The sequence below is a fragment of the Porphyromonas catoniae ATCC 51270 genome, from assembly GCF_000565015.1.
GTDB classification, from domain to species: Bacteria; Bacteroidota; Bacteroidia; order Bacteroidales; family Porphyromonadaceae; genus Porphyromonas; species Porphyromonas catoniae.
The window spans coordinates 1-15,211 of record NZ_JDFF01000008.1; the positions used below are offsets into that span (position 1 = coordinate 1).

The 15,211-nt window shown below is 53.0% G+C and carries 10 protein-coding genes and 1 rRNA gene; 10 read left to right on the top strand and 1 reads right to left on the bottom strand.

The window, feature by feature from the left end; genetic code table 11:
- Positions 1-2: 2 nt before the first annotated feature.
- The 7 genes from rrf (at position 3) to HMPREF0636_RS01070 (ending at position 10,541) form a co-directional block, all read left to right on the top strand.
- Positions 3-108 (top strand): 5S ribosomal RNA (gene rrf, locus HMPREF0636_RS01040).
- A gap of 428 nt (positions 109-536) precedes the next feature.
- Positions 537-3,149 (top strand): glycoside hydrolase family 2 protein, encoded by a 2,613-nt coding sequence (locus tag HMPREF0636_RS01045; protein ID WP_044167897.1) that lies wholly within the window; start codon positions 537-539, stop codon positions 3,147-3,149.
- Positions 3,150-3,231: 82 nt separating this feature from the next.
- Entirely contained in the window at positions 3,232-5,280 is a 2,049-nt protein-coding gene (locus tag HMPREF0636_RS01050; protein WP_407636353.1) for a TonB-dependent receptor, read from the top strand.
- A complete protein-coding gene (locus HMPREF0636_RS01055; RefSeq protein WP_044167899.1) occupies positions 5,277-6,428 on the top strand; it encodes a YncE family protein in 1,152 nt (383 codons plus the stop codon). The genes HMPREF0636_RS01050 and HMPREF0636_RS01055 overlap by 4 nt, the downstream gene beginning before the upstream one ends.
- Positions 6,429-6,433: 5 nt before the next feature.
- Positions 6,434-7,471, top strand: a complete 1,038-nt coding sequence (locus HMPREF0636_RS01060) for a PKD domain-containing protein (protein WP_248616848.1) — start codon at positions 6,434-6,436, stop codon at positions 7,469-7,471.
- An 18-nt stretch (positions 7,472-7,489) separates the two neighbouring features.
- Entirely contained in the window at positions 7,490-8,842 is a 1,353-nt protein-coding gene (locus HMPREF0636_RS01065) for a DUF5074 domain-containing protein (protein WP_044167901.1), read from the top strand.
- Positions 8,843-9,290: 448 nt separating this feature from the next.
- Positions 9,291-10,541: a U32 family peptidase gene (locus HMPREF0636_RS01070; protein WP_044167902.1), complete on the top strand. Its 1,251-nt coding sequence runs from the start codon at positions 9,291-9,293 to the stop codon at positions 10,539-10,541.
- Between the two features lie 21 nt (positions 10,542-10,562).
- Here HMPREF0636_RS01070 and HMPREF0636_RS08395 read toward each other — a convergent pair whose 3' ends face one another.
- Positions 10,563-10,700 (bottom strand): hypothetical protein, encoded by a 138-nt coding sequence (locus HMPREF0636_RS08395; protein WP_155807255.1) that lies wholly within the window; start codon positions 10,698-10,700, stop codon positions 10,563-10,565.
- Between the two features lie 27 nt (positions 10,701-10,727).
- Between HMPREF0636_RS08395 and ychF the strand changes: the two genes are divergently transcribed.
- From ychF to HMPREF0636_RS01085, 3 genes are read left to right on the top strand one after another with little or no spacing between them, the layout of a single operon-like run.
- On the top strand, positions 10,728-11,831 hold the full coding sequence (gene ychF / locus HMPREF0636_RS01075) for a redox-regulated ATPase YchF (protein WP_044167903.1): 1,104 nt from the start codon (positions 10,728-10,730) through the stop codon (positions 11,829-11,831).
- Between the two features lie 10 nt (positions 11,832-11,841).
- Positions 11,842-13,734: a tRNA uridine-5-carboxymethylaminomethyl(34) synthesis enzyme MnmG gene (gene mnmG, locus HMPREF0636_RS01080; protein WP_052328679.1), complete on the top strand. Its 1,893-nt coding sequence runs from the start codon at positions 11,842-11,844 to the stop codon at positions 13,732-13,734.
- 23 nt (positions 13,735-13,757) lie between these two features.
- Complete coding sequence (locus tag HMPREF0636_RS01085) at positions 13,758-15,209, top strand: CCA tRNA nucleotidyltransferase (protein ID WP_044167906.1); 1,452 nt, start codon at positions 13,758-13,760, stop codon at positions 15,207-15,209.
- Positions 15,210-15,211: the final 2 nt, after the last annotated feature.

Here is a 15,211-nt window from a genome sequence, read left to right on the forward strand (position 1 = left end):
TAGGTGGTTATAACGTTGGGGTTCCACCTCTTCCCATTCCGAACAGAGAAGTTAAGCCCAATTGTGCCGATGGTACTGCGAGAGTGGGAGAGTAGGTAGCCGCCGTTTTAGGAAGAGATCGGGTGCGATTGCGCTAAGCAGTCACACCCGATTTGCGTTTATAGACCTCGGGTGCCCTTGGGTGGTACCAGCTGTGATGTGGGAGTAAGTAAGTGAGTGAGGGAGTAAGTGGGGGAGGGTACAGAGAGAAGGCGTATAGAGAGGGAGCTATATAGTGAGTGAGGTGTTAGTGAGTGGGGGAAAGTATGATACGCCACAATACATTATAATACACGACCACTATCCCCCTGTACACGATTACTAGATCCCTGCTCTATTTAAGCACAACACCCTCCAACTAGTTAAGCGCTACACCTCCGATTAGCCAAGAGTTGGTCGGGGGTATTTGCTGGGGATGATAATAGCGATGGAACCGCTTCTTGGCACTCCAGCCGGAAAAAGCCCCTATATTTGTGGGAAAGACGATATGATAATCTATGCGATATTACTTCTCTATCCTAGTGGGACTGATGGCTATGTGTTGCCTTAATGATGCCCCAGCCTATGCTGGCGGAACGGACACAATTACTCTAAATAGGGGGTGGACGTTCACCGAAACCTCTGAAGGTGTCCCTCTAGCTGCTACTGTGCCAGGAGTGGTGCAGATGGACCTTATTCGCCATGGTAAATTGCCTGATCCTTATTATAGGCTCGCCGAAGACTCTATCCAATGGGTTGGAGAGCGAGATTGGGTGTACCGCACATCGTTTGTGCTCACGGAGGCACAGCTTCTGAGACCAAACATCCATCTACTCTTCGAGGGGCTTGACACGTATGCTACGGTAAAACTCAATGGGAAGGTCATCCTTCAGTCCAAGAACATGTTTGTAGGGCATGAGGTCGATGTTAAGGGGCTAGTGAGAGGTGAGAATGAGCTAGAGATTACCTTTGCTTCACCGCTTCGCTCTGCTCTGCCGCTCTACGAAGCCTCAGGGCGGATTAACTACCCTGCGGATAATGACCATGCCGAGACCCGACTCTCAGTATTTACGCGGAAGGCTCCCTACCACTATGGTTGGGATTGGGGGGAGCGTATGCTCACCCTCGGGCCGTGGCGCCCTGTGCGTCTGCTCCTTCGTGGAGAAACCTATCTGAAGGATTATCCTGTGATTAACTTCAACCCCAAGGCAAAACAGCCCATTGAGGTATGGTTACCCGAGGGGACCATTGTAGGAAGGGGTGAGGGCGCACTGCGCTATCGTCTGAAGGACGTTACGGGGAAAACTGTCTATGAGTACACGGGAAACCTCCCCAGAGGTACACGGGGTAACTCTCCCTACGTTTGCCATGCACTTCCTGACCTCCAGCTCTGGTGGCCCAATGGGATGGGTAAGCCTTATCTCTATACGGCGGAGTTTCTGCTCTATGACTCGAAGCGAGCCAAGACACCCTGTGATAGCCTCTCCTTCCGAGTGGGATTGCGCACGATAGAATTGGTTAGAGAAGCGGATGCTTGGGGTAGGAGTTTTTACTTTAAGGTAAATGGACAGCCCCTCTATGCCAAGGGGGCAAACTATATCCCCCCGACACTTATGCTCCCTGCTCGTACTCAGGCAGAGTTGAGCCAGCTCTTTGATGATGTTGTGGGAAGTAATTTCAATATGCTCCGTGTATGGGGTGGTGGTGTGTATGAGGATGACCGCTTCTATGACCTAGCTGATGAGCGAGGGATCTTGGTTTGGCAAGACTTTATGTTTGCTTGTACGGCTTATCCCGGTGATGAGGCATTCCTTGCAGACGTGCGAGGTGAGCTGGATTATAATATCCGTCGCCTAAGGAGGCATGCCTCACTAGCGACCTGGTGTGGCAATAATGAGATACGTGAGGCCATGAAATACTGGGGCTGGCAGAAGAAATATCCCAAAGAAACGTACCAGCTCTTTGCTCAAAGCTATACGAAGCTGTTCCGCCAGCTCATCCCCAGCAGACTGAAGGCTCTAGATCCTCTGCGCCCATACATCGAGAGTAGCCCTGATACAGCCAACTGGGGGCGACCCGCGTCGCTGGGACTTGGGGAGAGCCACTATTGGGGCGTGTGGTATGGGTGTGAGTCTTTTGAGATCTTAAGGGAGCGTATCCCGAGGTTCATGAGCGAATTTGGGGTACAATCCTTCCCTACGATGCCGAGCGTCCAGCGTTTCTCTCGCCCCGAGGATTGGGCTATTGAAAGCGAGGTGATGAAAGCTCATCAGAAAAGCTCCATAGGCAATGATGTCATACTTCATTATATAAAGGCTGAGTATCCAGAGCCAAAGACATTCAGAGACTTCACCTACCTGTCTCAGGTGATGCAAGGGCGAGGGATTGCTCTAGGGCTAAGGTTGCAGCGAGCAGCGGCTCCCCAGTGTATGGGGAGTCTCTACTGGCAGATTAACGATGCATGGCCAGCGGTGTCGTGGTCAAGTATAGACTATTATGGTGCATGGAAGGGGCTTCAGTACCAAGCAAAGAAGGCCTTCCAGCCAGTAGTCCTCGTCCCCAGCAAGGGGGGAGATACCATACGGATTACCTCTGATCGGATGGAGGGAGAAGAGCTGGTGAGGCTTGAAGCGGAGGTGCTGGATTTCTATGGAAATAAGCTCCGAGAGTGGCATAGCGGAGCTGTGTGCCTCTCCCGAGGAATTATGCAGGAGGATATAGCTGTTCCGTACGGGACGTTCTTCCCTGATGAGGAGGCAAAGGCAACCCGCTTGGTGCGCTATCGACTCACTGTTCTTGGAGAGCAACATACGGTACTCTCTGAGGAGCTGTACTTTGCCAAGTCTCCGAAGGAACTACGACTTCCCGTGCCTAATTCTTTCTTCTACTCCCTCGAGCCTAGTGAGGATGGTCGGAGCTATGACTTGAGGCTACGCTCCCCAATCCTACGGAAAGATTTATATATCGAATGTTCGATACCAGGAGTACATCTTTCAGACAACTTCTTTGACCTGCTCCCTGGGGAGGAGGTGTGCCTGCGCCTAACTCCTCGGGCTGGCTATACCCTACCAAAGGGGTTAAGACCAGAGAGTTTCTCCTTCCTATCGATTAATGATCTTCAGACAAGGTAGTAGAGATACATATTGATTATTTGTATCTTTGCCCTGTATATTGGGCTTTGTGAAAGGGTATATATAGCTCTCCCCAAGGCTCATGTATAGGCAACTAGAACCAACTCTGATGAATCATTGTCTTCGTCTATTCATTGTCTCTTGCGGATGTTTGTTCTCGCTCCTCTCTCCCACATTAGGGCGTGCTGAGGCTCCGTCTGATAGCGTCCATACCCTCCGAGAGGTCGTTGTTACGGCGCGTACGCTCTCACGGGATGTGATACCTGCTCAGAGCTTGACGGGGCGAGATTTACAGCGTCTCTCTGCTGTCAGTGTAGCCGATGCTCTAAGGTTCTTTGCTGGAATACAGATTAAAGATTATGGTGGTGTAGGAGGGTTGAAGACCGTGAATATCCGTAGTATGGGCTCGCAGCATGTGGGGGTATTCTATGACGGCCTCCAGCTGGGGAATGCCCAGAATGGACAGATTGACCTTGGGCGTTTCTCCCTAGATAACATGGAGAGTGTCTCCATATATAATGGACAGAAAAGCTCAATCCTCCAACCTGCGAAAAACTATGCCTCTGCCTCGGCACTCTACATGACTACTCGTAGACCGAGCTTTGAGGGTGCAAAACAAGATAACCTGAAAGTCTCCCTCAAGGTTGGGTCTTTCTCCACACTAAATCCCTCTGTCCTCTGGGAGCATCGTCTCTCTCGCTCGGTTGATCTCTCCGTGAGCAGTGAGTACATGTACACTACGGGGCGTTACCGCTTCCGCTATCGCAAAAAGGACGGCTACGACACCACAGCCATCCGTCACAACGGGGATGTACGTGCCCTGCGTGCCGAGGTGGGACTCTTCGGGCGTATCGCAGAGGGCGACTGGAAGGCTAAGGCCTACCTCTACAACTCCCAGCGAGGCTACCCTGGGGCATTCGTCCGAGAGGAGCCGGGTAAGTTCCGCCATGAGGATCGGCAATGGGATAACAACTTCTTGCTTCAAGGCTCACTGAGGAAGGCCTTCTCACCTCGTTATACAGCCCTCTTCAGTGCCAAGTATGCCTTTGACTACCTTCACTACCTCTCCGATCCACGGCTAGACGTGACGACGATGTACGTGAATAACCACTACTACCAGCAGGAGGGTTATATCTCTTCAGCCCATGACCTGACACTTACAGAAGCTGGACACCTTGCCCTCTCCAATGATATCCAGTGGAATACCCTCCGTGCAGATCTCTACAACTTTGCTTATCCTACACGCCTCTCCGTACTTACCGCTTTAGCTACGGACTGGTCACTGGGTGGTCTAAAGGCACAGGCAAGCCTCCTGCATACTTATATTCATGATTGGGCAAAGAGCCTCGATCAAGTAGCGCCATCCAAGCAGGAATGGACTCCCACCATTGTTCTCAGCTATAAGCCTTTTCCCTCTGTTGTAGACCTAGCCTTGAGGGGCTTCTACAAGCGGATTTTCCGTATGCCTACCTTCAATGACCTCTACTACACGTTCATTGGGAATAAGTACCTCAAACCAGAGTACACCACGCAGTATGATTTGGGCTTGGTCTATACGAAAGATTGGGGGCAAGGAATATTTCGTCACTTAGAGCTACAGGTGGATGGCTACCTTAATTATGTGGACGATAAGATTATTGCCATGCCGACGTCGAACCAGTTCCAATGGACGATGGTTAACCTTGGTCATGTTCGCATACGAGGGATAGATGTTTCTCTTGAGAGTGCCCTAAATCTGGGTGCATTTACGACCTCGGCTCGCTTAACCTATACATACCAGCGGGCACAAGATCTCACGGATCCCTCTGATAGCTACTATGGCGATCAAATCCCTTACATCCCCTGGCATAGTGGCTCGGCAATCCTCGCCTTTGCTTGGAGAGGTTGGGATGTTAATTATAGCTTCATCTATACAGGGGAACGATACAATGCCAGTGCCAACATCAGAGAGAATCATGTCCAACCCTGGTACACACACGACCTCTCGCTATCGAGATCCTTTAAGCTGTACGATAATACCTTTCGTCTCGCTGCCGAAGTAAACAACCTACTAAACCAGCAGTACGAGGTCGTTCGCTCCTATCCAATGCCAGGGACAAGTGTCAAACTGAAACTAGAGTGGCTCCTATGAGACTGTTCAGATTCATCTTCCTCCTCGTAGTCACCCTCTCTGCCTTTACTGCTTGTCGCAAAGAGGAGGAAATCATACCTTCTACCCGAGTACAGGTTACCGAGGGGCGAGTTGGATTACAGACCCGAGGTTTCTTTCTCCTGAACGAAGGAAACATGGGAAGTAATAAAGCTACCCTTGACTATCTCGACTATGGCTCTGGTCTCTATATGCGTAATATATATGCTGAACGAAACCCCAATGTTACTAAGGAGCTAGGGGATGTGGGTAACGACCTACAGATCTACCGAGATCGTATCTATGCCGTTATCAATATGTCCAACCTCGTGGAGGTGATGGACCTGCGCACGGCCAAGCACATCCAAGCCATATCCATCCCCAACTGTCGCTACATCGTCTTCCGTGGGGACTATGCCTACGTCTCCTCCTACGCAGGGACTCTCAATGAGAGTGGACGCATAGGCTACGTGGCAAAGATTGACCTGAAGGAACTCAAGGTCGTCGCTACGTGCGACGTGGGCAGGCAGCCCGAGGAGATGGCGATACTCGGCAACAAGCTCTATGTAGCCAACTCTGGTGGCTACGACCCAGCCAACTACGATGATACGGTCTCGGTAATTGACCTAGACACCTTCACCGAGGTGAAGAAGGTCAAGATTGCCATCAACCTACACCGAATACAGGTAGATCCCGAGGGCAGGCTGTGGATCTCCTCACGTGGAAATTATGGGAGTATCCCCTCACGGCTCTATGTCTTCGAACCTCAGACGGAGCAGATATTGAAGGTACTAGAGACCCCCGTATCGAATATGAAGCTCTATCAAGACAAGCTCTACGTCTATAGCAACTCCTTCAGTAAGAAGTCTGGAACTAGCACAACCTCCTATCCGCTGATTAACACCTCCACGATGGAGGTCATCTCTCCGAGCTTCATCACCGATGGGACAGCAGGTGCTATCAAAGCCCCCTATGGCCTAGCGATCAACCCCGAGGTGGGTGAGGTCTACTTAACCGATGCCAAGAGCTACGTCGTCCCAGGGACACTCCATGCCTATGGGCTGGATGGACGACATCGCTGGAGCGTCACGACAGGGGACATCCCTGCACACTTTGCCTTCACAACCATTGCCTTACGAACAAAAGATTAAACAAGATGAAACGATTGAGCCTTTGCGCCCTACTAGCCTCCGTTTTTCTCCTCCCCCTTGTGAGCTGTAAGACGGATACCCCTACACCACCTCCTACGCCGAAGCCAACGCCTACTCCCAATCCTCCAACCCCTAACCCACCCACCCCGGGCATCCCCTCCCTCTCACACGTCACACGTGTGCTGGAGTATCGTCCTGCCCCTGGGCAGTTCATCAATACACTCCCCGAGTACAAGGACGGAGACACACAGGAGACGATGAATAAGAAGGCTCTGGCGCTAGTCAGTGGGGGCAAAAGTGACGTCATAACCCTTGGGGGCTGGGGGGGCTATATCGTCATAGGGTTTGACCATACCATAGCCAACGTGGCAGGTAAGCGGGACTTCCGTGTCCTTGGCAATAGCTTAGTAGGCGGCTCTGAGGCAGGTATCGTCTATGTAGCTTACGATAAGAACAAGAATGGTAAGCCCGACACCGACGAATGGTACGAGATTGCAGGGAGTGCCACCCTTGACCCCACGAAGGAGACTTGGTACCATGATCAGATGGGGCGGGAGTTTGACGTGAAGACTTACCGAGACTACACCGTCACGTACCAGCGTCCTACAGCCGAGACACCCAAGGATATAGCCGAGTACGTCCGCTGGAGGGACAACAAGGGAGGGAGCGGATGGATACCCAAGAACAGCTACCACGAGCAGACCTACTATCCACAGTGGATTAAGGAGAGCTCCTACACGCTCTCTGGTACGCGACTCCCACAGAATGGCTACAACAAACAGACTGCTGAGAACCCATTCTTCGTCTGTCTAGCCTTTGGCTATGGCTATGCTGACAATGTCCCCAACACAGACAGGGGAGCAACAATCGACATCGACTGGGCTATCGACAGGGACGGCAAGCCCGTACATCTACCTGGTGTAGACTTCGTCCGTGTACAGACAGGTGTTCTACAGGTCAATGGATGGCTTGGCGAGAACTCCACAGAGTTCGCTGGCATCCAAGATCTCCACATCCTCAAAGAAGATATTCCAACTAAATAATAATCCATACCGCAACGTATGACAAAGAAAATCCTCTGGGCAAGCCTTGCCCTCGTTGTCGCCTTCGCCTCGTGTAAGAAGGACGACCCTAATAACAACGGCTCAACCCCTACCGAAGAACTCAAGCTCACCGCTTCCACTGATGCTGAGAAGGTGCAGCAGATTGATAAGATTGAGCTTACAGCCTCTGGCTCGCGTGTCACTGCGGCTCCCGATCAAGTTGCTTGGCTTGTAAATGGCAAGCAGGTAGCTAAGGGGGCGAAGTACACGTTCATTCCACCTCTTCCCGGTAACTACACCGTCATCCTACGAGCTGGTAATCGTGAGATCACACGTAAGTACACTGTGGCAGAGCCCCGCTTTACAAAGGGAGCCTTCCTGCTCAACGAAGGGCGTGGCACGGACGATGTAGAGACAGGGACACTTACTTACGTAGATGTGAAGGGCAAGGTTATCCTCGACAGCGCCTACATCCATGTTAATGGTACAAAGCTAGGACATGTCTGCCAAGACCTTGCATTCGCTAATGAGAAGATCTATATCATCTCACAGAATGGGAAGCGCAATGGTGGGGAAGGTCTTTTGACCATTGCGAAGGCAAATACCCTAGAGAAGATTAAGGTATTCAATGATGCTACGCTTGAAGCAAAGGATCCTACACACATCGCTGTCATAGATAGCCGTATCTACCTTCGTGCCGGAGATGGTGTTTACCTTGGTACTGAGGATGGTGGCTTCAAGATCATAGCAGGGACAGAGAAGGCTCAGAAACTCCGCATGGCCACTATTGGGCAACGTGTCTTTGTCTCAACCTCTGACAAGAAGCTCCTGATGATACAAGGGGGGCAGGTTGTCCAGACGCTAGCCCTAGATGAAAAGGCCACAGGTCTTGCTCTTGCTGATGATGGGAACCTCTGGGTATCTATCTCTAAAGATGGAAACAACAATCAGATCCTCAAGGTAAGTGCAGACCCTGTGGACTTCAAGATCCTAGATAAGCAAACTATAACTCCCTCATTGCATAACTACACCACGGCATCCGTTATCCAACCTTATGGCAACAGCCTTTATTTTGCCGTCGCTGCTTGGGGGAAGCCTGTCTCCATCCAAAAGTATGACTTCACAGCTAAGACGAATACGCTCTTTGTCAATCTCCAGGAGAGCAACTATGCCTCAGAGATGAAGACATATTACAACAGCCTCGGCGTGGATCCCAAGACGGGCTACATCTATTACGCAGGGATTAAGGGCTTCGGGATGGACTATAAGACCAATATGACCTTTGTCCTCGACCCACAGGGCAACGTCCTCGTCAAGAAGAACAATACGAACTCCTTCCCTGCTGGCTGGTACTTCATCCCAACGAAGTAAAGCCTAGTCCTCGACATCGAATAATCGCTACTGAGCGCACACCTTTCTGCTGAAGGGTGTGCGCTCGGTGTTTATATCCCACTGATTAGCTCCCATGCGCTACGTGAATTCTGGGGCGGTGATTTTGTAGGAGGGTATATTTGTGTGTCGTTGTAATGTGCTGATGGTTAGTGTTTTGTATGTTCTCTGAAAAATGGGCTAACGAGTTGTGGTAAGTCGTGGCAACGAGTTATGGTAACTCGTTTTAAAAAGTTATGGTAAGTCGTCACGGAGAGTTACCATAACTCGTCATGGCGACTTATGGTAACTTGTCAGCTCCTCCTTCTTCACTATTTGCTTGTCCCTTACCCTTATGGTAGCGAGAGGTGTATGTCCTATTATATCGTCGCCTCCCTCTGTTGGGGCTTTTTGCACTACCTTTGTGGGCTAAAAGATTGTTTTATCACTAATGAATAGGAACGAATATGAAATCATGGCACCCGTTGGGTCGTATGAGTCGCTCATGGCGGCTATCAACGCAGGTGCTGACTCCGTATATTTCGGCATCGAAGGGCTGAACATGCGCTCGAAAAGTGCCAATAACTTCACTACCGAGGATCTTTACCGCATCGCCTCTATTTGTCGTGAGCATGGCGTGAAGAGCTACCTCACAGTCAATACGATTATTTACGACGAGGATCTAGAGCTGATGCGCCGTATCATCGATGCGGCTAAGGATGCTCAGGTCTCCTCCATCATCGCAGCTGATGTTGCACCGATGCTCTATGCTCGTAGCATTGGTGTGGAGGTGCATCTCTCTACCCAGCTCAATATCACGAATGTCGAGGCTCTACGCTTCTACGCTCAGTTTGCAGATGTTGTCGTGCTTGCACGTGAGCTAAATATGGATCAGGTGGCAGCTATCCATCGAGCCATCATTGAGGAGCCTATCCTCGGCCCCAGTGGTCAGCCGATACGCATTGAGATGTTTGCCCATGGCGCACTCTGCATGGCTGTCTCGGGCAAGTGTTACCTAAGCCTGCATGAGCACGGCAAGAGTGCCAATCGTGGCTCTTGCTCACAGGTGTGCCGTCGCTCCTATGAGGTACGGGATAAGGAGACTGGTATCGAGCTAGCGGTGGATAACGAGTACATTATGTCACCTAAGGATCTGAAGACGATTCACTTCCTCAATAAGATGCTCGACTCGGGTGTGCGCGTGCTGAAGATCGAGGGCCGTGCACGTGGTCCCGAATATGTTGATGCCGTCGTGCGTGCCTACCGTGAGGCTGTAGATAGCTATCTGGCAGGGACATTCTCCGAGGCTAACGTTGAGAAATGGGATAAGCACCTCGGTGAGGTATTCAATCGTGGCTTTTGGGATGGCTATTACCTTGGGCAGAGGCTCGGAGAATGGACATCAAGCTATGGCTCTTCGGCAACGAAACAGAAGGTCTATGTCGCCAAGACGAACAAGTACTTCTCCAAGATTGGTGTGGGTGAATTTGCTGTAGAGAGTGGTGAAATCAAGGTCGGTGATGAAATCCTGATTACAGGTCAGACGACAGGGCTTGTGCGTTTTGTCGTCGAGGAGCTTCGTGTGGATATGCAGTCGGTTGATCGAGCTACGAAGGGACAGGTCTGCTCCATAGCCGTACCCGAGAAAGTACGCCCTGGGGATCGTCTCTATATCTTTACCGATCGCAAGGTCATGCAGTAGGGGCATCCCTCTCTTTACGAATTATTCCCTTGGGAACTTAGCGAGGTCGATGCTCTCAGAGGTATCGACCTCGCTGGCTCTAGCCTCATTGAGAAGAATCCTTCTCCAGCCACGTGTAATCACGGGCTTCGTCGCATTTTCACTATCTTTGCACCTCATAATTAAGTATATAAATTCAGCAGCATTATGTCCCTCCAGTGCGGTATCGTAGGCCTACCCAACGTGGGTAAGTCTACCCTATTTAATTGCCTATCCAACGCCAAGGCACAGTCCGCTAACTTCCCCTTCTGCACCATCGAGCCCAATGTCGGGGTAATCACAGTACCCGATGAACGTCTGAATAAGCTCGCCGAGATCGTCCACCCCCAGCGGATCGTCCCCACGACCGTCGAGATCGTAGACATCGCAGGGCTTGTCAAGGGCGCAAGCAAGGGCGAAGGGCTTGGGAATAAGTTCCTCGCCAATATCCGTGAGACCGATGCTATCCTACACGTCCTGCGTTGCTTCGACGATGACAATATCACCCACGTCGATGGGAGTGTCGATCCTGTACGTGACAAGGAGGTCATCGACACCGAGCTACAGCTCAAGGATCTGGAGACCGTAGAGGCTCGCCTACAGAAGGTCTACAAGCAGGCTCAGACGGGTGGTGACAAGGCTGCCAAGCTCGCCTACGAGGTGCTGAGCCGCTACAAGGAGGCGCTTGTGCAGGGACGTAATGCCCGCACCGTGACCTTCGAGACGAAGGACGAAGAGAAGGTCGCCCGTGAGCTCTATCTGCTGACCAGCAAGCCCGTCCTCTATGTCTGCAACGTCGATGAGGCCTCCGCACTCAGTGGCAATCAGTACGTAGAGCAGGTGTGTGCCGCTATCCAGGACGAGGGTGCAGACCTACTCGTCGTAGCGGCGAAGATCGAGAGTGAGATCGCAGAGCTCGAGACCTATGAGGAGCGTCAGATGTTCCTCGGGGAGATCGGGCTGGAGGAGTCAGGTGTAGTACGTCTCATTAAGGCTGCCTATGCCCTGCTGAACCTAGAGACCTACTTCACCGCAGGCGTACAGGAGGTACGTGCCTGGACGTATACTAAGGGGAGCAAGGCACCCCGTGCGGCAGCCGCTATTCACACGGACTTCGAGAAGGGCTTCATCCGTGCCGAGGTGATCAAGTTTGAGGACTTCGTCCACTACGGCAGTGAAGCAGCCGTCAAGGAGGCCGGGAAAATGGCTGTCGAGGGTAAGGAGTATGTCGTCCAGGATGGCGACATCATGCACTTCCGCTTCAACGTCTAGTCCCCCCTACATGCACAGCTACGACATCATCGTCATAGGTGCAGGGCACGCAGGCTGTGAGGCCGCCGTCGCAGCTGCTCGCCTAGGCTCGCATACGCTACTCATCACACCCGATATGAACAAGATCGGGCAGATGAGTTGCAACCCCGCTGTGGGCGGTATCGCCAAGGGGCAGATCGTGCGTGAGATAGACGCACTCGGGGGACGTATGGGGCTCATCACGGATCGGACAGCGATCCAGTTCCGCATGCTCAACCGCAGTAAGGGTCCCGCTATGTGGAGTCCCCGAGCACAGAGTGACCGCCAGCGCTTCATGGAGGCTTGGCGAGAGGAGCTGGACGCCGAGCCGAACCTAGATCTATGGCAGGATACGGTGACCCATCTGGAGATCCAGGAGGGTAGGGTGCAGGGTGTGGAGACGGCACTGGGTGTACACTTCGGGGCACGTGCCGTGATCCTCACGGCGGGTACCTTCCTCTCGGGGGTCATGCACTTCGGGGAGCATCAGATGAGTGGTGGCCGAGTCTCCGAGCCCGCTACCTATGGGCTGACCGAGGAGCTACGTGCCGCAGGCATCCGCACCGACCGCATGAAGACGGGTACTCCCCCCCGAGTGGATATACGTAGCATAGACCTAGAGGCATGCATCCAGCGGGGGGAGATCGGAGTGCAGGAGGGTGAGGAGGACTATCATAAGTTCTCCTTCATGGACACTCCCGCTCGCTCGCCCCTCAAGCAGCTCCCCTGCTATACGCTCTATACCAACGAAGCCTGCCACGAGGTACTACGTGCAGCGCTCGATCGCTCCCCCCTCTACAACGGACAGATACAGAGCATAGGCCCTCGCTACTGCCCGAGCATAGAGACGAAGATCGTGACCTTCGCCGAGAAGACACAGCACCAGCTCTTCCTAGAGCCCGAGGGGGAGCGTACCAACGAATATTATATCAATGGCTTCTCCTCCTCCCTGCCCCTAGAGGTGCAGCTGGAGGCTCTTCGTCAGATACCCGCCCTTCGGGACGTCCGTCTATATCGGCCAGGCTATGCCATCGAGTACGACTTCTTTGACCCCACACAGCTCCACCATACGCTGGAGAGTAGGGTGGTGTCGGGGCTCTTCCTGGCAGGACAGGTGAATGGGACGACCGGCTATGAGGAGGCTGCAGGCCAAGGGCTCATCGCTGGGATCAATGCCCATCAGTCGGTGCATGACCTCCCACCCTTCACGCTCAGTCGCTCCGAGGCCTATATCGGTGTGCTCATTGACGACCTCGTGACCAAGGGGGTGGATGAGCCCTACCGTATGTTCACCTCACGAGCCGAGTACCGCATCCTGCTGAGACAGGATGATGCCGATATGCGCCTGACCCCTCGGGCGATCGAGCTCGGTCTCGCCACCCAGGCGAGGGCAGAGCTACTGGCGGAGAAGATAGAGGAGCGAGACCGCCTCATACAATTCATAGAGGGCTACTCGATCCGCCCCGACAAGATCAACCCCAGCCTAGAACAGGAGGGGCTAGTCCCCCTCCGTCAGGGGTGCAAGCTCGTAGACCTCGTCCTGCGTCCCCAGCTAAGCCTTGCTCAGCTCGCCCAGTTCGTCCCCGCTCTGGCTCGAGCCATAGAGCGTATCCCTAGACGGCGTGAGGAGATCGTCGAGTGTGCCGAGATCCTCATCAAGTATCGTGGCTATATAGAGCGTGAGCGACAGCAGGCCGAGAAACTCGAGCGTCTCGAGTATGTCTTCATCCCCGAGGCCATCAACTATAGCAGTATCCAAGCTCTGAGTACCGAGGCTCGACAGAAGCTAGAGCGTATCCGTCCTAAGACCATTGGTCAAGCTTCACGTATCCCTGGTATATCACCCCATGATGTTAGTGTCCTGCTTGTACTTGCAGGTCGATAGCGCCCATCCTCCCTTTCTTTATTATGCCAGACGAAGATCTGATCTACGATAAGATAGATACCCCCCTCTTTCATCTCATTGGAGAGGCTGCTGACAGCCTCGGTGTAGAGGCCTACGTGGTCGGGGGCTACGTGCGTGACCTCTTCCTCTATCGCCCCTCCAAGGATATCGACATCGTCTCCGTAGGTAGAGGGATAGACCTAGCGAAGGCTGTGGCTGAGCGACTCGGACGAGGTGCGAAGCTCTCGGTCTTCGCCCGCTTTGGCACTGCACAGGTCAAGAAGGGCGATATAGAGCTGGAGTTCGTCGGTGCCCGCCGAGAGAGCTATACCCCCGATAGCCGTAAGCCCTTCGTGGAGGATGGCACGCTGCAGGAGGATCAGGAGCGGCGAGACTTCACCATCAACGCTCTAGCCCTTTGCCTGAACGCTGACCGCTTCGGCGAGCTCGTCGATCCCTTCGACGGGCTGGATGATATGGACAACTTAACCCTGCGTACCCCCCTCGATCCTGATGTGACCTTCAGTGACGACCCTCTGCGCATGATGCGAGCCATACGCTTCGCCTCTCAGCTGGGCTTCTTCATTGATCCTGACACCTTCGCTGCCATTGGACGCAATAGGGAGCGCATCAGCATCGTCTCGGCAGAGCGCATCTCTACGGAGTTCAACAAGATCCTGCTATCCCCTCGCCCCTCTGTCGGGCTGGAGCTCTTCGAGCAGACTGGACTGATGGAGATTCTCTTCCCTGAGCTCCTCGAGCTGAAGGGAGCAGAGACCCGTGAGGGCATCGGACACAAGGACAACCTCACCCATACCTACAAGGTCGTAGACAATCTGGCCAAGGCGCTTGCCTCCCGACCTCGCCGTGAGGAGGACCTCTGGCTCCTATGGGCTGCTCTACTGCATGACATCGGTAAGCCTCGGACGAAGCGGTTTGACCATCGCCTAGGCTGGACATTCCATAACCACAACTACGTGGGGATGAAGATGGTCTCACGTATCTTCCGTCGTCTGCGGCTGCCCCTAGACCACAAGATGCACTACGTGGAGAAGCTCGTCGATCTGCACATGCGCCCAGCTACGCTTGTGGACGAGGGAGTGACGGACTCGGCTGTGCGCCGTCTGCTCTTCGAGGCAGGTGATGACATCGATGACCTCATGCTCCTCGTAGAGGCCGACATCACTAGCAAGAACCCGCAGAAGGTGCGTAAGTACCTCGATAACTATAGCCTCGTACGGCAGAAGCTCACCGACATCGAGGAGAAGGACCGTATCCGCAACTTCCAGCCTCCTATCTCTGGGGAGCTCATCATGCAGACCTTTGCTCTCTCGCCTTGCCGTGAGGTGGGGCTGATTAAGGATACCATTAAGGATGCTATCCTTGATGGTACCATCCCCAACGAGTATGAGCCCGCCTATGCCTTCATGCTATGTGAGGCTGAGAAACTAGGCCTCACTCCCCAATCCATTTAATC